We start from the raw sequence: 24,859 nt of genomic DNA, 5'->3' as shown, positions 1-24,859 counted from the left end.
ACGGCAGGCAAAGCCCTGACGTGCTGAAGCGAGACCGCCGCCCACCACTTACAACGACTGGATCGGAACCTGGCAGGCCGGCGGAGATCCTTGCGTCAAGTAGGGAGCCGCCTTGGTGCCGGCTCGGCGGTCGGGCCTGGGTCTAGGAGATGGCGTAGAACGCGACGGCGAGGCCCGCCGTCATCAACGCCTCACGGATCCCCGTCAAGCGGGGCACCGCCAGTGACTTGCTCTCCGCCGGGGTCGCGAACGTACCCAGCAACCAACTGGCGGCTGCGAAGACCATGAGCACGGCGCCTCCCAGATCAATAATGATGAGGCCGAGCTGATGGCCCGGATGAACCGAAACTGATCCGAATCCCCGCGCTGCGAAGAAAAGCACCCAACCCGTTAGGGCCGTCACCGCCGCGCCATGGATTGCCGTGAACCGCGCTGGCCCTTCCGGGCCGCCTTTCCGGTGAACGGCTCCGACGGCGAACCAGGCGAAAACAGAAGCAAGCACCAACGCCAGGGGTATTGCCGCCGCTGGTGCCCGGCCCAGCGCCACAGTGGTCATGACCACCGCTAGGACTGCTGCGGCGCCGGCGTCCATCCGGGCCGCGATAACCTTGGCCCGGAACATTGCGAGGAGGCCCAACACGGCGGTCGACGCGAAAAACACGAGCATGGCGCTCACCACAAACCAGCCTCGGAACATGATCCGCCCAGCCCTCCGTTCTGAAAGGGTTTCCGGATGAAACCCATCCGCAGTCATACCACTTCTGAATCCGAAAACGCTGTTGCCTGGAATGAATCCAGTACCGGTTACGTCGCGGCCTGCCCGCGGCTGGCAGGGCAGGCGCACAACTTCCGAAGGCTATTCATCACCTGTGCGGTCCCCAGTGGGCTGGCGGCACACATCGCGCAAGTTATTGCCGGACATCGCGACATCACGGTCGCCATGGGCTACGAGGCTGCCTTTCCCACCGAGGCTGTCGACGCCCGCATGGCGTTCCTCGCCCGCAGACGATGACTACGGTCCGGCGGGGAGGACCGCATCTCCGCGGACGAGGAATTGGAAGAGTTGCTCGGGCACTTCGAGAAACGCAAGGTCGCGACCGGGAGCTGCCGGTGAGCCTTCGGGACCCCTGCATTCACGACCGCGCCTGCATCCCTGCCCGATGCTGGGACCCGACTGTGCCAGCATGGCCGGGTCCTCGAGATCCGCGGCAACCTCCTCGCCCGCATGGCTTACTCGTAGGTATCGCGAAACAGTAGACGCCGCCGTCTGCCACACTGTGGAGAGCGAAGGGTGTCAGCGTCCCGGTCTAGAAGAACCTGAGGAGGAATTATATGGCGAACCATACCGGGACCGCTCGAGGTGTCTTTGCCCTATCGGGCGGCGGCGTCGGTTAGAGAACACGGTCGGCGATCCGGTCAGCGACGCGCAGGGCATTGGCGATGATGGTCAGGGTCGGGTTCACCGCGCCGATGGAAGGCATGAAACTGCCATCGACGACGTAGAGGTTGTCCAGGTCGAAGGCCTTGCAGTCCGGATCCAGGGCTGCAGAGGCCGGATCGGTTCCAAAACGGACGGTTCCTGCCTGGTGTGCGGTGGCTGCGACGTCCATGTCACCCTGGGGGAAGAGCCTCGCGCCGATCAGTGCCCGTCAGTGGCGTCGATCAGACGCCTGAGTTCGGCGCGCCCAGCGCCAGTTTGGGCTTGCCACGGACATCAGGGACCGGCGTGGATGCAGCTACGCCCCGGTCCGGGCCGGAGTCGGTGGCCCGTGGACGGTGGTGGGGCTTAACTGGTGTGGCGGCCCGTCCGGGGAATGCGGGTGAACTCCGGAGCGCCGTAATGGACGGCGCACGGTGGGTCAAAGGGGCGGTCGCCGGGTCAGTGGTCGGGCATCCCGGTCGGAATCGGCCCCAGGACGATCGTGTGGGCGGTGTGGTCGCGCTTGGTGGCCAGGTACCGCGCATTCGTCGGGGAGAGATGGACCCAGGTGGGCACACGTTCGGCCACAGCGACACCGTTGGCCTCTAGCTGGAGTGCCTTGTCGGGGTTGTTGCTCAGCAGCCGGATCCGTTCCACTCCGAGGGCGAGCAGCATCTGGGCCGCTGCTCGATAGTCGCGCTCGTCCTCACCGTGGCCGAGGGCGACGTTCGCAGCGTAGGTGTCGAGCCCGCGGTCCTGGAGGGAGTAGGCGTCGAGCTTCTCGTAGAGTCCAATGCCCCGGCCTTCCTGCCTCAGATACAGCAGGAAGCCGCCCTCGCCGACGATCCGTTCGGCCGCCTCGCGGATCTGTGGCCCGCAGTCGCACCGCTGTGATCCCAGGACGTCCCCGGTGAGGCATTCGCTATGGGGGCGCACCAAGGGGGCGGCCGCTCCGGCGAGGCTGCCCTCCCAATCGCCGAGCGCCAGTAGTAAGTGCTCCTTGCCGTCCACCAGACCCCGGAAAGTGAATGCATCGGCCGTCGCGGTGAAGCCGTCGGCGAACCTGAGCGGGATGCGCACCCGGGTGCGCATCGTAGCCCGAGGGGGCCCCGAACGCGCCCGTCCAACGGGTCCAACCGCGGCTGAATCGGCGGACACCGTGCCGATGCCGCCCGTTCCGGCGCCCGGTCCTGCTGCAATGACATGTTCCTCGGGCATTGGTCCCCTCCTTCTGAGATTCGGGCCTGCTCGGTTTCAAACTGCTGGCATCGCCGAATCTCTAAAATAACGTAACACGTTTTTAGATTGGTGCTCTGTCGATGGGACGGAACAAGGAGGTCGGCGACGGCGGCTTCTGCGATGACAGTTGGCGAGGTGCCGGTAGTTTGTTATGGCTTACCACGACCCCGACGTCGCGCTATCCGCAGCTCAACGGCGTCTTCGGGGCCTACGGGGTATCGCGGCTCACGGTCGCCCTAATGCTTTACGGTCGCGCTCCCGGAAGCCGGCCGGGCCGGCAGCGGGGGCGCCGGGAGCACTACAGGAAAGCTCACGTCGCTTCACCGCCTCGTGTGGACGGAGCTCGCTGACCGGTACGGCCGCGGCGTCGCCACGGCGAACGTTGGTATGGGCGCGGGTTTCCGGATCGGTGCAATGCCTGTGGCGGCCCCGGTGCCGTGGTTGGTGGTGCCGGAGATGACTCCGGGGCTTCCCGCCTCGGACCCTGCCGGGCGTAACGGTCAACGATCCGGCGGTGGCAAGTTTGCGGGCTATGTCCGCTGGCGCGCCGTGGTGCGGGTGAAGAGGATCGGGCCGGATCCCGCGGTTAGGTTGATCGCCGCGGGAAGAGTCTCGGCGGCGAGAAATGGTGGCGGGAGGACAGAGGGAGGATTATTCATTGTGAGGACGGGCGGGCCTTGGTGGGAGTCTCCCGGCATTTCCAATGTATCGGCGCGATGGGGGATCTGGGTGCCGGGCCTCCGGGGTTTGCGCATTGCCGGGCCGCATTCCCGGCGGGAAGTGCGGTCCGGCGGGCGCAGGGAGAGTCCTTGGTGGTCCCAGGGTGCGGGGTCTGCGGTTTAGAGGAGTCCGGCCTGGGTCATGAGGTCGGTGACTTTGGTGCTGTTGAGTTTGGCAGGATCGATTGCGGGGGCCTGAAGCTGGTCAAGGGGGACGAGTTTGGCGTTGGCGGGCACCTCGCTGCCGACCGTGTACTCGTACGAGTCCCCGGTCTGCAGGACCTGCTGGCCTGTTTTACCGGTGATGAATTTCAGGAACTGCTGGGCCTGGGCCTGCTTCTTGCTCGAGGCCAGGACCGCGCCGCCGGAGACGCTGACGAACGCGCCGGGGTCCTGGTTCCTGAAGTAGTGAAGGTCAACGTTTTGGCTGTTTTCTCCGGTCTGGGCCTGGTCCACGAAGGAGTAGTAGTGATAAAGGACGCCGGCGTCGACCTCGCCGGAGTTGACGGCAGCGAGCACGGGGGTGTCGTCTTTGTAGGCTTTGACGTTCGTTTTGGCTGCCTCCAGCCATGCCTTTGTGGCGTCCTCGCCTTTGAGTTCGAGAATGGCGCTGATGATGGCCTGGAAGTCCGCGCCGCCGGTCGAGGCTCCAATGCGCCCCTTCCATTCTGGTTCAGCCAGGTCCATCAGGGATTTGGGGAGCTGGGCGGGGGTGAGTTTGGTTTTGTTGTAGGCCAGCACGGTGGAGCGGGCGGCGATGCCGGTCCAGTCCCCGGTGGAGGGCCGGTACCGGGCCGGGACCTGGCCGAGCGTGGCCGTCTCGACCGGCGCGAGGAGGCCTGCCCCGGCGATGCGAACCATGGCGGGAGAGTTTTCGGTGAGGAAGACATCCGCCGGGGAGTTCTTGCCTTCTTCGCTGAGCTGGTTGCTCATCTCCAGGTCATCGCCGTTGCGGAGGGTGACTTTGATCCCCGTTTCCTTCGTGAACGCGGCCACCCAGGCGGAGGTGAGGTTCTCGTGCTGGGCGTTGTAGACGATAATCCCGTCCCCGCCGGATGCGCCGGAATCCGGGGTGCCGGGGGCGGAAGCGCCGCCGCAGGCGGAGAGAGCCAGCAGCATGGCCGTGGCGGAGGCGAGGACGGCGGCGGGTTTGATGCGGAGCTTCATCAGGGCCTTTCAAGGATCCCTTCCCTGAAGGAAGGGGCGGGGGAAGACGACGGAACCTTAAGTTCGACTTTGCTGGAGCTAGTTTAGGTAAGGCTCACCTAAGATAACGCAGGGGCAGCCGTTTTGCGAATTAGGTCAATGATTTGTTTCGCAATTCGATGGCTGCTGTCGCCGATCTTTTGACCTTTGCGAAGGCCGACGGTTTCGCGCGTATGGCGCGGCAATTGAGTCAAGTATTTCCAGCGGCACGCCTAGGTCGGGGGCCGGCCCGTTTGAGCTTCTCAACCGTTCGATGACCGGAGGCCGCACGAATGTGTGTCCTGCCTTCAGGCCGCCCTCATCTGGGCAGAAACGGCTTCCGGCCGGGACGGTGGAACGCTGTACCTCCCGCTCAGCACGCCTTGCGTCAGCGGCGGCCAGCGCACCTGGGCGCTCCCCGGGCTCCTCGCAGGCCGAGTTGGAACCGTCATGTGGGGTGTGGGGAAAGCGGTTCTCTCCGTTCGGCCAAGCGGGCGGGGCGCTCGGGATGGCGGGAAACAAGTGGCGTTACTCTTCCGGACCGTTATGGCGGCTGACAGACTGTGGCGATTGGAGCCTGGGCCCGATAAGCCGCCGACGGCGGGCTATGGGTGTGCGGGCCGACACGACTTCGGATACGAGAGCAGAGGGCCGCCCGTGTACATTCCGATGGCTGACCGCAGTGTGGCCCGCGCGTTTGAGCGCCAACGCCGCGGTCAGCCCGGGAATGCCGGCCCCGATGACCGCCACGACGACCCCAAATCCCGCGCAGGACAGGATAATCGGTGGTTCCGCCGGTGGCGACCCAGAGGGAGACCGGTTCACCTTCGGGCCGTTCAGTGTTCGATGCGGCGTTCACTGCCTCACCTCAGGATCACCCGGCCATACTCTGCGGCCTTCAGGCACGGTCACGAGCCGATTCCCAGGGCGGTCAGCAACACCAGCACCACGGTGACGGCCGCGAACAGTCCGTGCCCGTATACGACAGCGACCGGGAACCGGGCTTCCGGGGTGGCCTCGGTGCGGCTATGCCTCCAGCGCAGGAACATCGTCTCCCCGAGGATCGCGACGATGATCAGGAGTCCCAAAGCGATCCAGGCCAGGATGTCCTTGTCGATGATGACATACACGATCCACACGATCAGTCCGGCCGCGGCGAGGAGGAAGTGGCTGAAGATCAGCAGGGGCACGAGCCGGGTCGGGATGGCTGCGTCGCTCCGGGCGGCGCGCATGCCGCCTTTGCTCAGCCACATTCCGAGCATGGTGAATCCGAGGCCTGCGGCGACGATCCAGGTGATGAGTGCGGCAATAGCCATGGGATTAGTCCTTCGCTGTGGTCGGGTTGAAACCGGTGGATTGAGTTTCCTCGCCGGCAACACGGACACCGTATTCGAAGGCGAGTTTGCCGCCGAGGTATCCGGAGACACCGAGGCCGGCGAGGCTGACGCCGGACACGATGATCAGTGCTGTGGGAACCGGCCCCTCCTGACCGGTTCTGAAAAGGAAATTGACCAGGTAAGCGGCGGTCACGGCGAGGTTGAGGCTCATGTGCACCAGGGCCGTGCGGAAGGCCCGGCTTCCGGTGGGGATGGCGAACATATCCAGGAACCCAATCAGCGCGGCCGCTCCCGCGCCGAGAACGCCGATCGCGATCAGCCAACGCGAACCCGTGGCCAGCGCGGCCGCGTCGCCGATGGCCAGTCGGGAACCGAAATCGAAGATGAAGCTGGCCACCCACGCCCCGATCGGCACGGTCACCAGGATCGGGTGGAACGGGTGTCCATAGGGGCCCGCCAGGACGGTGACCGGTTCCTTTCCCCGGCTCATGGCCTCCATCGAAACCTCCCCCGTAACCCGAACGCACGGCGATATGCGCTGATCATCCCGCTTTGGCAGAGGATTATCAACGGTCCCGGAGTTCCCCTTCAGCGGCGACAGCCACGGGGCCGGCGGCCGGAGGGTACGGAGTCATCGACGGACCTGAAACTCAGGGCAGGACCCCGGGCACTGAGGAGCGCTCCTGACGGCGTACGCGCGGGGTAAGTAGTTGCCCGGCCCGGTGAACCTGACCGCCCCCGGCCAGGAGTTGACATTACGGCCGGAGGCGAGCTCCTCGGCAAGCGCCTGGATCAGATCCTCGCGGGTGTGGCGGACAACGTCATCGGGGTATTGAGGCATCGCTGAACCTCTGGTCACGGCCACAGCGCAGATGCTGTGGCTACATGAAAGCGATACTGGCTACCAAGGCAAGGCGTCGGCTAAGGTGCCTGCCTGGATGTGCTCGACGGGTTAGAAGTCGATGCGGTTCTTGTGCTCACGGGCGTAGATCAGCATGTTCTCCGCGGCGCTCCCGGCACCGACAAGGGATCCGTGTCGTCCGCCACGTAATTCCCCACTCGTAGGTGGGTTTCGCCACGTAATTCCCCACCTTGAGCGGCGGTTCGCCACGTAATTCCCATGGGGACGACGTCACGCACCGCTGGTGCCTTGTCCGAGAGTCTTGCCTCGGGTCCGATGGTCGGGCCGGAGGCGGGGTTCGTGGTTTGGCGCGTAGGAGTGTGGCACCGATGGATCTGATCGAACTGTTCATGCATTGGGACGCTGGCCGCTCGAAGAGCGAGCTTGCGGTGTCGTTGGGCATGGACCGAAAGACCGTGCAGAAGTACTTGGCCCCGGCCGAGGCCGAGGGCCTTGTCCCGGGTCTCGGGCTCGCTGCCGAGGAGTGGCGGGACCTGGTCTCGGGCTGGTTCCCGACGGTCGTGGACGGCAGGCTGCGACAGATTACCTGGCCGGAGTTTGACGCCCGGATCGAGTGGGTGAGGGAGCAGCTGGACGCCGGGGTCGCCGGGGCCGTGGTCCACCAGCGCCTGGTCGACGAGCACGGGGTCAGAGCCTCCCAGCGTTCGTTTTACCGGTGGCTGGCCGCGACCCTGCCCGATGCCGGGCGGGCGGGACGGGCCCTGACGGTGCTCAAGCCGCCGTCCGCGCCGGGAGAGCTCGGCGAGGTCGATTACGGCATGCTTGGGCACTGGCGCGACCCGGCCACGGGCAAGGGCCACAGGGTCTGGGCGTTCGTGCTCACGCTGCCGTTCTCCAAGCAGGTCTTCGTCTTTCCCACGACCCGGATGGACCAGATGGCATGGACGAACGCGCACGTTGCCGCGTTCGAGCTCTTCGGCGGGGTCCCGCGCCGGCTCACCCCGGACAACCTCAAGACCGGGGTCATCACCCCGGACCTTTACGACCCGAGGATCAACCGGGCCTACGCCGAGCTGGCCGTGCACTACGGGACTTTGATTGACCCCGCACGAGGCTACAGGCCCAAGGACAAGCCGCACGTGGAGCGGATGGTCCAGTACGTGCGCGGCTCGTTTTGGGCCGGACGGTCCTTCACCTCGCTGGCCCAGATGCGTGCTGAGGCTGCGCGGTGGTGCCGGGAGGTCGCCGGCGCCCGCAGGCCGCGTGCCCTGGCCGGGCAGACATCCTGGGAGGTCTTCGCCGCCGTGGAGCGCCCGGCCCTGGTTCCCCTGCCGGCAAGGAGGCTCGAACCGGCGGAATGGCGCACGGCCACGGTCGGGTCGGACTGCCACGCTTCGGTCCGGGGTGTGCTCTACTCGGTGCCCTACCAGCTCGTGGGGACCCGTCTGGACGTGCGGGTCAGCGCCACGATGGTCGAGTTCCACCTCGACGGGGCGATCACGAAGGTCCACCCCAGGATCACCAAGGGGCGCCAGACCGACCTGTCCGACTACCCGCCGGCAGCGGCGGGGTTCTTCACCCGCGATGCGGCATGGTGCCGCGAGCACGCGTCCCTGATCGGCCCCGCCGCCGCAGCACTCGTCCAAGGCCTGCTGGAGGAACCGGCGGTCCACCGGATCCGCGCGGCGCAGGGCATCATCCGCCTCGCCGGCACCCACTTCCCCGAAGCGGTGGAGACCGCCTGCGCGGCCGCGGAAGCGGCCGGGGACCCGACCCTGAAGACCGTCAGGGGACTGCTCGCCGCCGGAGTCACCGTCCTGCCCGTACGACCCAACGGCGACAACGGCGCGGGGGCCTACCTCCGCGGCCCCGGCGCCTTCACCGCCAGCTGAACCCGGCCGAAAAACAAAGGAGATCATCATGACCACCACGATCAGCACCGGCCCGGGGCCTTCGGGCGCGGACCGCACCCAGCTCGCTGCTTCCCTCCGAGCCCTGCGCCTGTCCGGGATGCTCGACTCCCTCGAGAACCGTCTCGCCCAAGCCGCCGACGGTCAACTCGGATTCCTCGACTTCCTCCAGGCTCTGTGCCTGGACGAGATCAACCGCCGCGACTCCACGGCACTGGAGCGACGCACCCGGGCCGCGAAATTCGAATCCGACGGAAGGATCGAGAACTTCGACTTCACCGCGGACCCCGGCATCCCCGCCGCCCGCATCCGCGATCTCGCCAACACCGAATGGGTCCGCACCGGCCAGCACGTGATCATCAGCGGACCCGTCGGCACCGGCAAGACCCACATCGCCACAGCGTTCGGGCACCAAGCCATCAGGGCAGGACACACCGTCCGGTTCGTCCCTACCTCCCGGATCCTGGCCGATCTCGCCGGCGGCCACGCCGACGGGAGCTGGCCACGGCGCCTGCGCGCCTACACCAAACCCGACCTGCTCATCCTGGACGACTTCGCAATGCGCGAGTTCACCCCCGCCCAAGGAGATGACCTCTACGAGATCGTCAACGAACGCCCCGCCCGCTCCATCATCGTCACCACCAACCGCGCCCCCGAGGAGTGGTACCCCCTCTTCCCGAACCAGGTCGTCGCCGAGTCCCTCCTGGACCGGCTCGTGAACAACGCCCACCAGATCACCATTCAGACCGGCTCCTACCGGGCCCGCAGCCGCCCCAACAATTGACCCTCAGCGGTGCGAAGGCAGCAGGCGAGGACCAAACGAAAAACGGGCATAACCTCCGGACCAGCCACCGCAAAAAAGGACTACCATGTCACCAGGCACTGAGGAATTACGTGACGAAAGCCCTGGGGAATTACGTGGCGGGCGACACCGTCACGCTGGCCAAAATCGCCGGCACCGACCAGGTGGATCGGGCCCTGGGCGACGCGGCCCTCCATGGCCGTTTCGCGCACCCGGACCTCGCCTCGATCCTGAACGCCAACATCCGCCGCACCACCACCCACGCCGCCAACGAAGCCACCTCACTGACCCAGGGCACCGGCGCGTGGGCAGCGATCGGCAACCCCACCGCCAGCAATGCCACCGCGGAGGATGTTCGATGAGCCCCGTCACGACGGCCAACACCGGAGCCCCGCCGCTGCCGGCGGACCTGGAGGCCCTGATGCGGTCCCTGAAGATGCCCCATGCACGGGCGCTGGCGCCGGAACTGATCGCGACCGCCCGAGCGCAGCGCTGGGAACCGGCCGAAGTGATCAAGGCCCTCTTCGTCGAGGAAGCCGCCGGTCGGGCCCGGTCCATGCTTGCCTCCCGCCGGAAGGCCGCGGGCTTCCCGACCGGGAAAACCTTCGACGCCTGGGACCCGGCCGCGTCCTCCATCCCGGCCCCGACCCAGCAGGCGCTGCGGACGCTGGAATGGATCAACCGACGGGAGAACCTGGTCGTCTGCGGGCCGTCCGGGACCGGCAAGACGTTCTTCCTCGAAGCCCTCGGCCAGCAAGCGGTGGAAGCTGGGATGCGGGTGGCGTGGTTCAAACTCGAGGACCTCGGCGTCCTGATCCGCGCGCACCGCACCGATGACAGCGTCACCCGGTCCGTGGCCCGGATTCTCCGCGCCGAGCTCGTGGTGATCGATGACATCGGCCTGTTGCCGGTGGCCACGGACGCCGCCGAAGGCCTCTACCGGGTGGTGGACGCCGCCTACGAAAAGCGGTCCGTCGCGATCAGCTCCAACCTCCACCCCGCCGGCTTCGATGAGCTCATGCCCAAGACACTCGCCACCGCCACCGTTGACCGCCTGCTGCACCACGCCCACGTCTGCCAGACCAGCGGCGATTCCGTCCGCCTCACCCAGGCCCTCGCTGGAAAAGGAGTAACCCGACTGAACTGACCAAACCAACGATGGCCAACCCCGCCGAACCAATCAGTGGGCAGATCTGCTGGCCATCACCGGGCAGTTTTACTGGCCACCAGGGCGAGTTCTAGTGAACGTTGCAACACCCCCGAATAATCGGGAGTCGCAACACCCATGGAATCACCATCAGAAAATAGTCCTTCCTTAAGGGAAAAATCTCCTTTACCGGAAGAACCGGCGCCTTGGTCTGGGGCTGCCGTGAAGCGTCAGCAGCAGTCTCATACCGGTGCGCAAAGACAGGATTTCCTGTCCGCCGTGGCGCGGTTGGGAACTGTCGCCGAGGCGGCTCAGGAGCTCGGCATCAATAGGAGTACCTGCCAGAAGTGGGCGAACGCTGCCGGGATCAGGCCGCAGCGCCAGTACAGCCAGGCGGACAAGGACCACTTCTATGCCGTTCTGGACAGGACCGGCACCATCACTGCGGCGGCCCAGGAGCTGGGATTGAACATCAGCACCGCGCATAACTGGGCCGGCAAGGTCAATCCTGCCGCGAGAAAACCACGGGCCACGAGGACTGTGAAGCCTGTTCCGGCGCAGCGCCACCCGACGGCGGTGATTGAGGAGTTCCTGGGTCTGTTGCGCGAAGTCGGCAACGTGAGCGCGGCAGCCCGGCAACTGGGCCTGAACCACTCCACCTGCCACAACTGGGCCAAGGCCGCCGGTCTGGTCTCCGTCGGTACGCGAGGCCCATCGGCGAAGCAGATTCACTACCTGCGCCTGCGCCGGGAAGGAACCGGCCGGAGGGACGCCGCCCTCGCCGTCGGCGCCAGCAAACAGAGCTCCTACGTGTGGGACCGGCAACAGGCTGCAAAGGACACGGCCGCGGCCCAAGGTCAAGCAGCTGATCTGCCGTATAAACAGGAAGTGAGAACTACATTCGCGGAACCGCCGGCCCCTGCAGCGGCACCAGAGCGGACGGCAGCGGCAGCGCCGGAGCTGCCAGCCTCAGCGACGGAGCCAGCACCCGCCGCGGTGGCGCTGGAAGCTCTGGAGCAGCCCATCAGCGCCCGCTACCTTTCCTTGCAGGAGCGGGAGAGGATCGCGGATCTGCGCTCCCACGGGACCTCCATGCGGGCGATCGGCAGGGCGCTGGGCCGGTCCATGGGAACCATCAGCCGGGAGATCAAGCGCAACAGCCACCCGGTGCTTGGTTACCGGCCTTACGGTGCTCACCGGGCTGCCACGGCGGCCCGTGCACGGCAGAAGGACAGTAAGCTGGCAGAACCCGGGGAACTGCACGACTACGTGAAGACCAAGCTCCTCACCCGCTGGTCCCCGGAACAGATCTCGAAGGCGCTGATCAAGGACTTCCCCGATGACGAGCAGATGCGCGTGAGCCCCGAAACGATCTACCAGGCCCTGTACTTTCAGGCCCGCGGCGGACTCAAACGCGAGGTCAAAGAGGCCCTGCGCAGCGGCCGGACCCGCCGCAAGCAGCACAGGAAGCCCGAGGAACGCACCAGCCGTTTCCGGGATCCGATGATCAACATTTCCGAACGCCCCGCCGAGGTCGAAGACCGCGCCGTCCCAGGCCATTGGGAAGGGGATTTGGTGACCGGAGCCTACAACCAGTCGGCGATCGCCACCCTGGTCGAACGCACCACCCGCTACGTGATGTTGGTGCACCTACCGGTGGACCATACCGCCGAATCGGTCCGCGACGGGCTGATCAAGACCATGGCCACCCTGCCGGCGCACCTGCGCGGATCCCTGACCTGGGACCAGGGCGCCGAAATGGCCAAACACAAGGCATTCAGCATCGCCACCGACATGGACGTCTACTTCTGCGACCCCGCCAGCCCCTGGCAGCGCGGATCCAACGAAAACACGAACGGGCTGCTGCGCCAATACTTCCCGAAAGGCACGGACCTGAACGCCTACGGGCCAGAGGACCTCGAGCACGTCGCCCAGGAACTCAACGCCCGACCACGCAAGACACTGGACTGGGACACCCCAGCCGAGCGTCTACGTGATTTACTGATAGCCAGCTAAGCACGGGCGTTGCAACGACCCCTAGAATTCAAGCAGCGGGCACATCAACTGGCCGCCCGTGGGCAGAAACCACTGGCCATTGACAGTGGTGGTAATGGAGGCCACCGGCGACTACTGGAAACCGTTCGTGCGCCACGAGGCGCTTGGAATCGAGTGGGGGTGAAAGGACCCCGCCGCTGGTCAGTCGCAGCTGGCCGGTGAAGCTGGGAGGCAGCCTGATCCGGGGAACGCCGGGGAGGGCGGGAGCAGCCTCTGACAACGTACGGGACGGGTTGGGACTGTCAGACGGCCCGGGTCCGGCAAGCAGTGAAGGAAAGGCGTACGAGAGGAACCGCTGTCTGACGCCCCGTAAGTCCAGTGCCGGCTCAAACCTGACGGATATGGGCCGGTGTGCAGTGCGTGGTTGGTCCGTTTCGGCGGGTCGGCCAACTCCGAAGCCGGTTGCATCGGTCCGGTGGGGAGGCCACGGTGAATGCCTGCGGCGTAGGCGTGGCGATGCTGTCGGGGTAAAGGCGGGCGCCTCCTCCTTCGAATCGATTCTTGGTGAACGTGGGAACCATCCGCGGTCGCCCTCCCGCCGGGCAGCCAGTCCGGTGGTGGGCAGGTCCGTTGCCGACTCAGGGCCGTGGGTGGGGCGGAGGCCCCGTAGTAGTCCGAGCACGCGAAAGGCGCGCACATGGCGAAGGGGGCCAGCAAGTCAGCAGCTGAAGAACTGGAAGATCAGGAGGTGTCGCCGGTGAATACCGACGAGCCGGAGCACGCCTTGTATGAGGCGGAGCGCCGGGTACTGCAGATCCAGACCAAGCTGCACCGTTGGGCCGGTGATGATCCTCATCGCAGGTTCGATGATCTGTTCAACCTCGTCGTTGATCCCGCGTTCCTTTTGGTTGCGTGGGATCGGGTGCGGGGGAACAAGGGTGCACGGACGGCAGGGGTCGATGGGCGTACTGCGTCCTCCATCGCGCTGTCGACGGGTGTCGGGAATCTTCTCGGCGGGTTGCGGGCCTCGTTGAAGGACCGTAGCTTCCGTCCACTTCCCGTGCGTGAGCGGATGATCCCCAAGGCTGGCGGCAAGTGGCGCCGTCTGGGGATCGCCACGATCGCCGACCGGGTGGTGCAGGCATCCTTGAAGCTGGTGTTGGAGCCGATTTTCGAGGCGGATTTCCTCCCGTGTTCTTACGGGTTCCGCCCGAATCGCCGGGCTCATGATGCGGTGGCCGAAGTGCGTTTCCTTACGTCCCGCTCATACGAGTGGATCGTCGAGGGTGACATCAAGGCCTGTTTTGACGAGATCTCGCATTCCGCTCTCCTGGACCGGGTGCGCGGTCGTGTCGGAGACAAACGTGTTCTGACCCTGGTCAAGGCTTTCCTGAAGGCGGGCATCCTCGGTGAGGACCGCGTGCTGCGGGAAAACAACGCCGGTACCCCGCAGGGGTCCATTCTCTCGCCGCTGCTGAGTAACGTGGCTCTCTCGGTCCTGGACGAGCACATCGCCCAGGGACCGGGCGGTCCCGCTACCAGTTCCTACCAACGGATGAAGCGACGGTCCCGCGATCTGCCTAACTATAGATTGATCCGTTACGCAGACGACTGGTGCCTGGTGGTCTCGGGCACCAGGGCCGACGCTGAAATGCTGCGGGAGCGGGCAGCCACCGTCCTGTCCACGATGGGATTGCGGCTGTCGCCGGAGAAGACCCTGATCACCCACATCGATGAGGGCCTCGACTTCCTGGGGTGGCGCATCCAGCGCCACCGCAAACGGGGCACCGACCGGTCACATGTCTACACCTACCCGGCACGCAAGGCCGTCCAGGCCGTGACGGGCAAAGTGCGGACGCTGTGCCGCCGAATGGACACCGGGCAGCCACTCGATGCCCTGCTCATCAAGCTCAACTGGATGTTGCGGGGCTGGTGCGCCTACTTCCGGCCCGGGGTGTCCAGCGCGACCTTCAAGTACCTCAGCTCATATACGTGGGCGCGGGTCATCAGATGGTTGCGCCGAAAACACCGCCGGATCACCGTGAAGGACCTGCGCCGCCGCTTTTGCGGCGGGCGCTGGTGGCCGGGCACGGAGGAACGGACACTGTTCAATCCCGCGAAGGTCAGCACCACACGCTACCGGTACCGGGGAACAGCGATCCCGAATCCCTGGCCGTCCATGGGATGAGAGGAACCACCGGGATTCCTGAGGGACTTGTGGAGCGCCCGTTGCGGTGAAAGTCGCACGGCGGGTGCGGGAAGCGGTCCAAGGAAACGGATCGGTCGAAAGACCGGCACCGCGCCTTGGGCCGACTTCACTACTTCCTGCTAGCGGAGTCACTGAACGTACTACTGGTTAATGCCAAAGCTGCGCGGAATATCCCGGGGCGGAAGAGCGATGTTTCAGACGCGACGTGGCTGGCGGAGCTCGCCGCCCATAATCTGCTGCGGGCCAGTTTCGTGCCACCCGAACCGATCCGTCAGTTACGGGATTTGACCCGCACGCGATCGAACCTGACGCATGAGCGGACTCGTGAATTCTCACGACTGGAGAAAGCACTGGAGGACTCGGGCATCAAGTTGTCCTCGGTGGTCAGCACGCTGAGCACCCAATCCGCGCGCAGCATCCTCGGAGCTCTTGTATCCGGAGAACGTGACCCGCAGGCCTTAGCTTCGCTGGCGCACGCCTCGACGGGCCGCAAATCCGCAGCGCTGGTCGAAGCCCTCACCGGCCGCTTCACTGACCACCACGCATTCATGGTGCAGCTGCATCTGGACCGCATTGATCAGATCGAGGCGTCCCTCGCGGCCCTCGATATTCGCATCGATATTGTGATGGAACCCTTTTCCTTGGCCCGGGAGCTGCTGATGACAGTCCCTGGGATTTCGAAGAATGTCGCTAACGTCATCATCGCCGAAGCCGGGGTGGACATGAGCGTCTTTGACACTGCCGGGCACCTGGCTTCGTGGGCCGGAGTATGTCCAAGCCGGAACGAGTCCGCTGGACGGATCAAGTCCACCCAAACCCGGCCCGGCGACCATTACCTCAAAGCCGCACTGGGAATCGCGGCGCTGGCCGTGTCCCGATCAAAAACGACCTATCTCGCCGTGAAATACCGTCGCATTCAGTCCCATGCCGGCGCCCTGCGTGCGGTAGTCGCAATCCAACACACGCTGCTCGTCATCGTCTGGAACATGCTCCACGACGGTGTCGCCTACGACGAACTTGGCATCGATCATTACGACAAAACGAACCCCGAACGTGCCAAGAAACGCCTCCAACGCAGAATGATCTCGCTCGGATTCGAGCCCATCCTCACCCCACTTTCTGCAGGGAGCCCACCTTCGTTTTCTTAGTAGACACTCCAAATCTCGTACGGTGCGTATCCGCGCCTGGTCGGCGGTGCTCCGCGCATCTTGGCATCCCTCGCACCATCACCGCCTGCTGATGCGGCTGCCGTTCATCCCCGCCTCAGGACGACGCAGGGGAAGCTGCCCGTTCGGCGGCTGATCCGGAAGGACTACTACCGGAATCGCTGAGCGCCGCCGAGGCCGGATTAGGTGATGCACGTACGTGGTGACGGGGCGACGGCCGTTCGTCCTCATATGGACTTGGGCCGCCTGTCGGTGCGATTCAGCCATTGGGCGCAAGAATCGTTCCACTGCCCGTTGGGCATCCGGAAGGTTCCCGAGGATGACGTAGCTGTCTGCCGGCGGTCCAGGTGCTTCGTCAGAAGGGGCAGTTGGCGGCCTACACCGTCAGTATCCGGGGCAGGAGCGCGCGGCCTAATTGCGCCTTCGCCCAGTGCCGCGCCGACGGCGCGGCAGGAGCGCGTCCTTAGGAGGAGATCCAACGACGGTTTGAGGCCTGCAAGAGCTGTCGTGGGAGGGCCGGAACGTGAACCGGTATCGAGAGGGCGGCCAGCGTATGGAAAACCCCTGACGGCAGAGGTTCTTTAGGGGTCTCTCCAACCTCCGGGAAATCCTGCGTTGTGCCCACGCCGACATCGAGGAGCTCTCTCAATCCAACGCGATGCGGGACACAGGCCCACTTCTCGGCTATTTGCATATCGCCGACAGCTACCGCGGCCGACTCGGAACTGGCACAGTCGATTGGGCCGGTTTGTTCAAGGCACTCACCTCGTGCGGCTATAAGGATCTGCTGACTTTCGAGTGTTCTCCGCCAGCGTCGTGTCAAGCTCCACCCCCGGTGACATCGGCCTTTGGCGTAACCACTGGACCGACCCCACCGAAACTGAAGAACACGCTGCTGGCTTCCTCCGGGAACTGCTCACCGCATCCGACAACGCTGCAACGGCCGCATCTCGATGGAGTCAGGCGGCCGGGCGGCACGCCGTGATCGCCGGTCTTCCACCTGACAAACGCCCGCTGCCCACCATCGCCGGTATGACCAGCTCCTGAAGAAGCGCAACGTCCACCCGACGAACCGCAGTCGAGCAAGGAGCAGATTTCACGAGCCCTGCCCGCACACGTTGTCGTGTCCAAGACCCTGCGCCGGCGACGCGGGCTGACCTAAAACAAGCCGAGAGGTCGTGTACCACGCCTGTCGTCGACTCGGGCTGCCCACCATCCACGCTGTCCTTGACGAAACCGTTTCCGTCGCTGGAAAAGAGCAACTCTCCTCTATCAGGGCTTCCGGGCCGAACTGCTGTTGGCCAAGTCTGTTGACCGCGACCAACGCTCCTCCCTCCGTGGGTCAAATCCGACGAATTCCAGCGGGACAAGTGGCACGGGACTTCGACGCGAACCCGAACATCAACCCCTCCACGATCCACACGCTCGCTGCCGGGACTCGATCGCAAAGGCCACTCGTTGTGCCTCACCGGCGCTTACGGAACCGGCAAGCCCCACCTGGCGGCGGACGGGAACTGCCCGGGGCGGCGGCAGCGTTTTCTGCTGACCTGCCCGCAAGCACGGACGATCGGCGGGCACGCACGTGCCCGCCATTGCCTAGGGGGTGATGGCAAACGCATTGTGACTCAACGAGGAGTTCACGTCCGCCGTCGACTTGGGGGACGCGGTGTGCCTGATGCCCCGGTGCCTGGCGCCGGCCGTTGTTGTCTCTGTCGATCCGGGCCCGGGACACCGGGACCTTCCGGCGGTGGCCGGAGGCCGGGATGCCCCGGTGCCTGGCGCCGGCCGTTGTTGTCTCTGTCGATCCGGGCCCGGGACACCGGGACCTTCCGGCGGTGGCCGGAGGCCGGGATGCCCCGGTGCCTGGCGCCGGCCGTTGTTGTCTCTGTCGATCCGGGCCCGGGACACCGGGACCTTCCGGCGGTGGCCGGAGGCCTGACCGCATTCCTCGCCGACGCGATCATCCTTTGACCTGACGTGAGTCCTTGGCCGACGGGAACCGTCAGGCCACCTGTGGCGTCAGTCCGGCCGCCTTTATCGCCGTGGACGCTGCGGCCTCGTCGTTGTCGGAGCTGTCACCGCTGATGCCGATCGCGCCCTTGATCGTGCCGTCTGCGTCGCGAACGAGCACGCCGCCTGGAACCGGGATCAGGCGGCCGCCGAGAGCGGCGGTCACGGAGGCGATGAAGTAGCCCTGCTGCTCGGCGCGCTCCATGATCGCCCGCGATCCCATCCCAAGGGCCAGCGCCCCGTATGCCTTACCCTGCGCGATCTCAAAGCGGTTATTTGAGGCGCCGTCCTGGCGCGCGCCGGCGATGACATGGCCGCCCGGGTCGAGCACGACGACGGTCAGCGGCTTGAAGCCATGCTGCTCGCCAGCCGCCAGGGCTTCGCCGATGATAGCTTGGGCGGTTGTCAGATCAATGCTCATGATGCGCTCCCTGCAAGGTGGTGAATGAGCTTCTGCGCAGAACGGTGCCGGTGCAGAATGGGCTCGGTGTACCCGGATGGCTGGGCGACGCCTTCGAGTACGAGTTCGCGGGCTGCCAGGAATGCCTCGCTGTCGAAGGCGGGGGACATGGGCAGATAATCCGGGTCTGAGGCGTTCTGTCCGTCGACGACCTGCGCCATGCGCCGCAGTGATTCTTCTACTTCTTCCCTGGTCACCACACCGTGCAGGACCCAGTTGGAGACGTGCTGTGAACTGATGCGGCAGGTGGCGCGGTCCTCCATCAGGGCTGTGCCGTGGATGTCGGGAACTTTGGAGCATCCGACGCCGTCATTCACCCAGCGCACCACGTACCCCAGTGTGCTCTGGATATTGTTGTCCAGCTCGTTACGCCGGGCTGCGGAGTCCCACTCGGAGGGGTCACCGATCGGGATGGTCAGCAATTGCCGCAGCGTGGACCGGCGGTCGCCGCCGAGTTCCGCCTGCCGGGCGTCCACATCGACCTGGTGGTAGTGGATGGCGTGCAGGGTCGCGGCGGTAGGCGAAGGGACCCAGGCGCAGTTGGCGCCCGCGAGCGGATGGGCGATCTTCTGGGCGAGCATGTCCGCCAGGTTATCCGGAGCTGCCCACATGCCCTTGCCGATCTGGGCTCGCCCGCGGAAGCCGCACTCCAGTCCGACATCAACGTTGGCGTCTTCATAAGCGGCGATCCAACTAGAGTTGCGCATGTCGGCCTTGCGCACCATGGGGCCAGCGAGCATCGAGGTGTGGATCTCGTCCCCGGTGCGGTCCAGGAACCCGGTATTGATGAAGACCACGCGGTCCCGCGCCTCCCAGATGCAGGCCTTGAGGTTTGCCGAGGTGCGGCGCTCCTCGTCCATGATTCCGATCTTCAGGGTGAGCGGCTCGAGGTCCAGCACGGACTCCGTGGCCGCGAGCAGGGCGCAGGCCACGGCCACCTCGCGGGGTCCATGCATCTTCGGTTTCACGATGTACACCGATCCGGTCCGGGAGTTCTGCCGGGCGTTCGGGCCCCGCAGGTCGTGCACGGCGCCGAGGCCGGTGACGAGGGCATCGAGGATCTCCTCGGGCACCGGCTTGCCGGACGCGTCGATTACGGCATCGCTGGTCATCAGGTGACCGACCTGACGGATGAGCAGCAGCGAGCGGCCTGGCAGGGTCAGCTCGGAACCGTCGGCTGCGGTGTAGGCCCGGTCGGAGTTCAGCCCCCGCGTATAGGTCTGGCCACCCTTGGTGACTTCCGCCGTCAGGGTTCCCTGCATCAGCTGCAGCCAGTTGCGGTAACCGGCCACCTTGTCATCGGCGTCGACGGCGGCCACGGAATCTTCGAGGTCCATGATCGTGGTGACCGCGGATTCCATGACGATGTCCTTCACGCCGGCAGCATCACCCGAGCCGATGGGATGGGCACGGTCGACCTGGATCTCCAGGTGGAGTCCGTGATGTGCCAGAAGCACCGCTTCGGGCGCTTCCGCTGTTCCCCGGTAGCCGCGGAATTGGGAAGGTTCGGCGAGCCCCGTCGTGCGGTCCGGGGTTTCGGCGACGAGTGCGCCGTCGTTAATGCGGTAGGTGGTGACGTCGGCATGCGAGCCGGCCGCCAAGGGCACGTTCTCGTCCAGGAATTGCCGCCCGCGGGCGACGACGGCGGCCCCCCGGATCGGGTTGTAAGCGCCGCCCCGGCGCCCGCGGCCGTCCGCTTCGTCGAAAACGTCTGTTCCGTAGAGCGCATCGTAGAGGGAGCCCCAGCGGGCGTTGGCAGCGTTGGCCGCGAACCGGGCATTGAGCAGCGGGACCACCAGCTGGGGTCCCGAGATGGTGGCGATCTCGGGGTCGACACCGCCGGTCGTAATGGTGAAATCCCGCGGCTCATCGACCAGGTAGCCGATCGAGCGAAGGAAATCCTCGTAGGTGTCCGGATCCACAGGCGTATCAGCGCGGGAGCGGTGGAAAGCGTCGATCTGCTGCTGGAGCCGGTCGCGGATGCCCAAGAGCTCATCGACTTGCGGCGAGAACTCCCGGATGAGCTTAGCCGCGCCCGCCCAGAACGCATTCTCCTCAAGGCCGGTGCCTGGCAGCGCCTCGTCACGGACGAACGCATATAATCCCTCGGCGACGCTGAGACCGTTGGTCTCCACATGGTTCGGCATAGCGTGAGCCCTTTCAGATTTCCGTAATATGGAAATAAAATGTCAATTCATAAAACTTAGCCACCTGCTAACACTCTGTCAACGAGGGTCATTGCTTCCACCCAGGGCAGGCCAGCCGGCAGCGGGCACCCCTCAGGGCTTGCGCAACCATTGACGGCAAAACTTTCAGCGAAAGATGCACAGGCGTTGACCGTGACAGGAAACACACCTACAGTTTGTCCACTGGTCAACAATTCAATTCCATATCGCGAAATTTTACTGGTGGCCTGCGAATCGACGCCGATTCGTCCCTCTTCGTTGAAAGCATGGGAGTTTAATGGTGAATTCGTTTCAACAGATCCTTGCCCCGATCGGTGGCTCGTTGCTTTGGTCGGCGCTCTGCGCCGCGGTACCCCTGATAATTCTCTTTGTCTTGCTTGGTGTTTTCCGCGTCAAAGCTGCCAAGGCGGCCCTGGCCAGCCTGCTAGCCTCCATCCTCATGGCAGTAATCGGCTGGCAAATGCCCATCGGCCAGGCCCTCAGCGCTACGGCGGCGGGCGCCGTCTACGGGATATTTCCCATCCTCTGGATTCTCATTAATGCCCTCTGGATCTACAAGCTGACCGTGGCCACCCGCTGGTTCGAGGCTCTGGGCAGCACAATCCGTTCCATCTCCAACGACCAGCGGATCGTGACCATCCTCATCGCGTTCTGTTTCGGTGCGTTGCTGGAGGCGCTTGCAGGATTTGGGGCGCCCGTCGCTGTTTCAGCCGCCATGCTCATGGCCACCGGAATGAAACCTTTGAAGGCAGCAATGGTCTCCCTGCTGGCCAACACTGCACCGGTGGCCTTCGGCGCCATGGCATCACCACTCATTGCGCTCAACGGCGTCACGGGACTGCCGCTGCATGACCTCTCATCCATGGTGGGTCGCCAAACTCCCTTTCTGGCCCTGCTCGTTCCGCTGATGCTGGTCTTCATCGTCGACGGCCGCCGCGGACTGAAGCAGACCTGGCCGGTGGCCCTCCTCGCCGGTGCAGTGTTCGGGCTGTTCCAGTTCCTCACCTCAAATTTCCTGGCTGTGGAACTCACCGATGTTGTTGCATCAGTAGCCGCGATCGGAGCGGTCCTGCTCATGCTGCGCTTCTGGCAGCCCTCACAGATTCTTGCGGCTTCGGGGGAAACAGTTGATGGCCAGGAAGTTGCGGACGCCGTCCTATCCGGCACCCCGGTCCGGCGACTATCAGAGCGTAGCGGGCTCAGGGCACAGAACCAGGCTTCGGCCTCTGTCACCGAAGCGGTATCCGCCTCAGCCTCCGCCGGCGTCGATACCTCGCTGGTTACCCATACACGCCCTGCGCCGCGTTCCGTGTGGATGGCGGTGGCACCCTATCTGGTCATCGTCGTAATATTTTCGATTTCCCAGCTTCCTGCGGTCAAAACATGGCTTGGACAAGTGGGTACCGTCACCTTCCGCTGGCCCGGCCTCGACGTTGTTGACGCGGCCGGTAAGCCGGTGGCCAACGAAATCTTCCACCTGGACCACCTCAAAGCGACCGGGACCCTGCTTCTCTTCGCTGGCGTGGTGACGACGGCCATTTACCGGATCCCGTTCCGGCAGGCGGTACGCATCTACGGGGAAACCTTGGTCCAACTTCGCTGGACCATAGTCACCGTCAGCGCCGTGCTGGCACTGTCCTTTGTCATGACGCTTTCCGGGGAAACGTCCACGCTCGGCGTGGCGCTGGCTTCGGCCGGCGGCTTCTTCACTTTGCTCTCTCCACTCATCGGATGGCTCGGGGTGACTCTGACAGGATCAGATACGTCCTCAAACTCACTGTTTGGCCCCCTGCAGGTTGCTGCCGCAAAACAGATTGGCCTGTCTCCCCTGCTGATGGCCGCTGCCAACTCCTCCGGAGGAGTCCTGGGCAAGATGCTCTCACCCCAGAACCTGGCCGTGGCGGCAGCTGCCATTCAAATGGAAGGGTCCGAAGGAACGTTGCTGCGAAAGCTGGCAGGCTGGAGCCTGGTCCTGCTGCTGCTGATCACCGTCCTCGTCTTTCTACAGTCCACCCCCATCCTCGGATGGATGGTGCCATAGCGGCGTCGTCAGCCCGGCAATAGGAATCCACGAACCCAGCTAAATCGAGGCGATTAGTATGTCCACAAACATTGTTGTTCCGTCAGATTTGACTCCGTCAACTGCGCTTCTCAGCGGCGCGAGGAACGCGTCCAGCACCCGGGAAGCCCGCTCCGCTGCCAACACGGACCGTTCCGGCTACACTCCCCCGACGCTCCCGGACGGAGTCGTTTACGCCGAATCCATCCAGGACGTTGTGGAGGCCATGAAGCTCGCGTCGGCGCACCGGGTTCCCATCGTTCCCCGCGGAGCGGGTACGGGACTGGCCGCCGGGGCTTCCGCGCACGCCGGTGAAGTGGTTCTTGATGTTTCGAGGATGAACCGCATCCTCTCCATAGACCCTGTTGAGCAACTGGCCGTCGTTCAGCCCGGAGTCCTCAACGCTGAGGTTAACGCGGCTGTGGCCGAGCACGGACTCTTCTACGCCCCGGACCCTGCCAGCACTGCGATCTGCTCGATTGGAGGCAACATAGCCACCAATGCAGGCGGCATGTGGTGCGCAAAGTACGGGGTGACCAGGGAGTCTATCCTGGCCCTGAAGGTCGTCCTTCCAGACGGGCGCGTCCTGCAGACGGGACGGAATACGATCAAAGGAGTCTCCGGCTACGATCTCAACGCCCTGATCATCGGGTCTGAAGGAACACTAGGGGTGGTGGTTGAAGCCACCCTCCGCCTTCGGCCGCGGCCCTTCCAGACAGCCACCGTCGCTGCATTCTTCCCGGACGTGGAACACGCCGCCCAGGCTGCCTCAGCCATCATCGCCGCACGTCTGCAGCCTTCTGTCCTGGAACTCATGGACGGCCCCACGGTCGAAGCTGTGGACGCCATGATGGGAACGACCCACCGCTCCCGGGGCGGAGCGTTCCTGCTGGCCCAGACCGATGGCTACGGCGCCTTTTTGGAACAGGATGTACTGATCGAGGCCATCAAGCCATTTGCCACATCCCATGAGCGGGCAACCGACGAGACCCACGCGAACGATTTGGTAACCCTTCGCAGGCAGGCGATTCCCGCATTGGAACGGCAGGGCACGGTCTCCATCGGAGACATCGGTGTCCCCCGCAACCGTCTGGCGGAAGTAGTCGCCGGGCTGGAGGAAATTTCGGCCCGGACCAATGTTCCGATCTATACCGTCGCCCATGCAGCAGACGGGAACCTTCACCCGATGATCGTGATGGAACACGGAGAATCCATCACCTCGGGCCCCGCCAAGAAGGCTCTGGGCGAAATGTTCTACCTCGCCAAAAGCCTTGGCGGGACCCTCACCGGGGAGCACGGCATCGGACTGCTCAAACGCGATTGGCTAAACGATGAACTTGGGCAAATTTCGGTAGATCTGCAGCACAGTATCCGACACGTTTTCGATCCGCTTGGAATTCTCAATCCAGGTAAAGCCATCTAGCACACCGGCGTTCGCCGGAACCTGGAATGAGAGCAAGTCCTCGCGCAGTCTAATGGGCTGGTGCAAAGGCATGAGGAAGAACTCCCTGGCACCCCCTGACGATTCTCGCCATGGCCGCCTCGGTGCGTTACGTGGCGAGGCAGGCTGGACCGGTGAATGGTTGGGGGCCGCCTGGACCTTTGGTCTGGTTCACCAGCCTCCGCCACCGGAACTGGTAAGGAATGATCAGGGATGAGCACTTTGGCCTGGCGTTCAGGCCGGGCTCGGACGGCGTCGGCGATAGTACGTGTCGCATCGGAGACGTCGACGGATGGCGATGTGCTGGTTCACCCGCGCGAGGAACTCCCGTTCGGACAGAACCGCTTTCTGGCAATGGCGCGGTCCGCCGGAGTGGACTGGACCAGCTGTGGCAAGTTGCCAGCTTTACAGAACATGCCCAGGCTTGCGCAGACGCCACCAGGTCCGACGCTGCGCTCCTGACAAGAGCAAGCGCGAGCAGGATCCTGCCCGGCCGGTCCCGGCGTCAGCTGGCGGATCCGCCGATCACGATGGGCCTATTGGGCGTCCCACAGCCTCTGATCCCGAGCATAGTAGGGAGAGGCGGTCGTCTGAACCCAAAGACCCTCGCTGCCGGAGTACGTCCTGTAACGCAACCGTGCGCTCCTTGGTCGAAGCAAGCACCTTAGGCCGCAGTTATTCTTTGGGTGGCCCCCACCTCGCCCCGAAGCGC

The 24,859-nt window shown here is 64.8% G+C and carries 19 protein-coding genes; 11 read left to right on the top strand and 8 right to left on the bottom strand.

What is annotated here, in order from left to right; translation table 11 throughout:
* Nucleotides 1-142: 142 nt before the first annotated feature.
* Complete coding sequence (locus ACP4XC_RS09115) at nt 143-676, bottom strand: hypothetical protein (protein WP_427174600.1); 534 nt, start codon at nt 674-676, stop codon at nt 143-145.
* Nucleotides 677-733: 57 nt separating this feature from the next.
* On the opposite strand from ACP4XC_RS09115, the gene ACP4XC_RS09110 reads away from it, so the two are divergent.
* The gene (locus ACP4XC_RS09110; RefSeq protein WP_427174599.1) at nt 734-1,012 is read left to right on the top strand and encodes a hypothetical protein; all 279 of its coding nucleotides are present in this window, start codon (nt 734-736) and stop codon (nt 1,010-1,012) included.
* A 379-nt stretch (nt 1,013-1,391) separates the two neighbouring features.
* Here ACP4XC_RS09110 and ACP4XC_RS09105 read toward each other — a convergent pair whose 3' ends face one another.
* The 5 genes from ACP4XC_RS09105 to ACP4XC_RS09085 all read right to left on the bottom strand — a co-directional run bounded on the left by ACP4XC_RS09105 (nt 1,392) and on the right by ACP4XC_RS09085 (nt 6,390).
* Entirely contained in the window at nt 1,392-1,610 is a 219-nt protein-coding gene (locus ACP4XC_RS09105; RefSeq protein WP_427174598.1) for a GMC oxidoreductase, read from the bottom strand.
* A gap of 269 nt (nt 1,611-1,879) precedes the next feature.
* Entirely contained in the window at nt 1,880-2,638 is a 759-nt protein-coding gene (locus tag ACP4XC_RS09100) for a GTP cyclohydrolase II (RefSeq protein WP_427174596.1), read from the bottom strand.
* Nucleotides 2,639-3,498: 860 nt separating this feature from the next.
* Complete coding sequence (locus ACP4XC_RS09095; RefSeq protein ID WP_427174595.1) at nt 3,499-4,545, bottom strand: iron ABC transporter substrate-binding protein; 1,047 nt, start codon at nt 4,543-4,545, stop codon at nt 3,499-3,501.
* 926 nt (nt 4,546-5,471) lie between these two features.
* A complete protein-coding gene (locus ACP4XC_RS09090) occupies nt 5,472-5,879 on the bottom strand; it encodes a hypothetical protein (RefSeq protein ID WP_427174594.1) in 408 nt (135 codons plus the stop codon).
* A gap of 4 nt (nt 5,880-5,883) precedes the next feature.
* Entirely contained in the window at nt 5,884-6,390 is a 507-nt protein-coding gene (locus tag ACP4XC_RS09085; RefSeq protein WP_427174593.1) for a DUF2231 domain-containing protein, read from the bottom strand.
* A 740-nt stretch (nt 6,391-7,130) separates the two neighbouring features.
* On the opposite strand from ACP4XC_RS09085, the gene istA reads away from it, so the two are divergent.
* From istA to ACP4XC_RS09045, 8 genes are all read left to right on the top strand, one after another.
* Nucleotides 7,131-8,654, top strand: coding sequence for an IS21 family transposase (gene istA, locus ACP4XC_RS09080; protein WP_427170799.1), 1,524 nt, complete (start codon nt 7,131-7,133; stop codon nt 8,652-8,654).
* Nucleotides 8,655-8,682: 28 nt separating this feature from the next.
* Nucleotides 8,683-9,456, top strand: coding sequence for an IS21-like element helper ATPase IstB (istB, locus tag ACP4XC_RS09075; protein WP_427170801.1), 774 nt, complete (start codon nt 8,683-8,685; stop codon nt 9,454-9,456).
* Nucleotides 9,457-9,566: 110 nt separating this feature from the next.
* Complete coding sequence (locus ACP4XC_RS09070; RefSeq protein WP_427174592.1) at nt 9,567-9,836, top strand: hypothetical protein; 270 nt, start codon at nt 9,567-9,569, stop codon at nt 9,834-9,836.
* Nucleotides 9,833-10,621 carry an IS21-like element helper ATPase IstB gene (gene istB / locus ACP4XC_RS09065; protein ID WP_427174591.1) on the top strand — a complete coding sequence of 263 codons (789 nt, stop codon included), beginning with the start codon at nt 9,833-9,835 and terminating at the stop codon, nt 10,619-10,621. The genes ACP4XC_RS09070 and istB (ACP4XC_RS09065) overlap by 4 nt, the downstream gene beginning before the upstream one ends.
* 741 nt (nt 10,622-11,362) lie before the next feature.
* Entirely contained in the window at nt 11,363-12,637 is a 1,275-nt protein-coding gene (locus ACP4XC_RS09060; RefSeq protein WP_427175064.1) for an IS30 family transposase, read from the top strand.
* 676 nt (nt 12,638-13,313) lie between these two features.
* The gene (gene ltrA, locus ACP4XC_RS09055; RefSeq protein WP_427174590.1) at nt 13,314-14,804 is read left to right on the top strand and encodes a group II intron reverse transcriptase/maturase; all 1,491 of its coding nucleotides are present in this window, start codon (nt 13,314-13,316) and stop codon (nt 14,802-14,804) included.
* Between the two features lie 116 nt (nt 14,805-14,920).
* Nucleotides 14,921-15,973, top strand: a complete 1,053-nt coding sequence (locus ACP4XC_RS09050; RefSeq protein ID WP_427174588.1) for an IS110 family transposase — start codon at nt 14,921-14,923, stop codon at nt 15,971-15,973.
* 816 nt (nt 15,974-16,789) lie between these two features.
* Nucleotides 16,790-17,038 (top strand): hypothetical protein, encoded by a 249-nt coding sequence (locus tag ACP4XC_RS09045; RefSeq protein ID WP_427174587.1) that lies wholly within the window; start codon nt 16,790-16,792, stop codon nt 17,036-17,038.
* Nucleotides 17,039-17,993: 955 nt separating this feature from the next.
* On the opposite strand, the gene ACP4XC_RS09040 is transcribed toward ACP4XC_RS09045, so the two are convergent.
* Together ACP4XC_RS09040 and ACP4XC_RS09035 are read right to left on the bottom strand one after the other, a co-directional pair.
* Entirely contained in the window at nt 17,994-18,422 is a 429-nt protein-coding gene (locus ACP4XC_RS09040) for a GlcG/HbpS family heme-binding protein (protein WP_427174586.1), read from the bottom strand.
* The gene (locus ACP4XC_RS09035) at nt 18,419-20,608 is read right to left on the bottom strand and encodes a malate synthase G (protein ID WP_427174585.1); all 2,190 of its coding nucleotides are present in this window, start codon (nt 20,606-20,608) and stop codon (nt 18,419-18,421) included. Before ACP4XC_RS09035 ends, ACP4XC_RS09040 begins: the two co-directional genes overlap by 4 nt.
* Nucleotides 20,609-20,924: 316 nt before the next feature.
* Here ACP4XC_RS09035 and ACP4XC_RS09030 point away from each other — a divergent pair, with 316 nt between their 5' ends.
* On the top strand, nt 20,925-22,688 hold the full coding sequence (locus tag ACP4XC_RS09030; protein WP_427174584.1) for an L-lactate permease: 1,764 nt from the start codon (nt 20,925-20,927) through the stop codon (nt 22,686-22,688).
* Nucleotides 22,689-22,746: 58 nt separating this feature from the next.
* On the top strand, nt 22,747-24,129 hold the full coding sequence (locus ACP4XC_RS09025; protein ID WP_427174583.1) for an FAD-binding oxidoreductase: 1,383 nt from the start codon (nt 22,747-22,749) through the stop codon (nt 24,127-24,129).
* The last annotated feature ends 730 nt before the right edge of the window (nt 24,130-24,859 follow it).

Origin of the sequence: Arthrobacter sp. 92 (assembly GCF_050260325.1) — a bacterium.
Classification (GTDB): domain Bacteria; phylum Actinomycetota; class Actinomycetes; order Actinomycetales; family Micrococcaceae; genus Arthrobacter.
Note: the sequence above shows the minus strand (reverse complement) of the source record. Positions and strands in the feature narration are given on the sequence as shown.

Excerpts from the sequence above, each read along its gene's own strand:
- ACP4XC_RS09110 (WP_427174599.1), top strand. The coding sequence starts at position 734 with ATGAAACCCATCCGCAGTCATACCACTTCTGAATCCGAAAACGCTGTT.
- ACP4XC_RS09105 (WP_427174598.1), bottom strand. The coding sequence starts at position 1,610 with ATGGACGTCGCAGCCACCGCACACCAGGCAGGAACCGTCCGTTTTGGA.
- ACP4XC_RS09100 (WP_427174596.1), bottom strand. The coding sequence starts at position 2,638 with ATGCCCGAGGAACATGTCATTGCAGCAGGACCGGGCGCCGGAACGGGC.
- ACP4XC_RS09095 (WP_427174595.1), bottom strand. The coding sequence starts at position 4,545 with ATGAAGCTCCGCATCAAACCCGCCGCCGTCCTCGCCTCCGCCACGGCC.
- ACP4XC_RS09090 (WP_427174594.1), bottom strand. The coding sequence starts at position 5,879 with ATGGCTATTGCCGCACTCATCACCTGGATCGTCGCCGCAGGCCTCGGA.
- ACP4XC_RS09085 (WP_427174593.1), bottom strand. The coding sequence starts at position 6,390 with ATGAGCCGGGGAAAGGAACCGGTCACCGTCCTGGCGGGCCCCTATGGA.
- istA (WP_427170799.1), top strand. The coding sequence starts at position 7,131 with ATGGATCTGATCGAACTGTTCATGCATTGGGACGCTGGCCGCTCGAAG.
- istB (WP_427170801.1), top strand. The coding sequence starts at position 8,683 with ATGACCACCACGATCAGCACCGGCCCGGGGCCTTCGGGCGCGGACCGC.
- istB (WP_427174591.1), top strand. The coding sequence starts at position 9,833 with ATGAGCCCCGTCACGACGGCCAACACCGGAGCCCCGCCGCTGCCGGCG.
- ltrA (WP_427174590.1), top strand. The coding sequence starts at position 13,314 with ATGGCGAAGGGGGCCAGCAAGTCAGCAGCTGAAGAACTGGAAGATCAG.
- ACP4XC_RS09040 (WP_427174586.1), bottom strand. The coding sequence starts at position 18,422 with ATGAGCATTGATCTGACAACCGCCCAAGCTATCATCGGCGAAGCCCTG.
- ACP4XC_RS09035 (WP_427174585.1), bottom strand. The coding sequence starts at position 20,608 with ATGCCGAACCATGTGGAGACCAACGGTCTCAGCGTCGCCGAGGGATTA.
- ACP4XC_RS09030 (WP_427174584.1), top strand. The coding sequence starts at position 20,925 with ATGGTGAATTCGTTTCAACAGATCCTTGCCCCGATCGGTGGCTCGTTG.
- ACP4XC_RS09025 (WP_427174583.1), top strand. The coding sequence starts at position 22,747 with ATGTCCACAAACATTGTTGTTCCGTCAGATTTGACTCCGTCAACTGCG.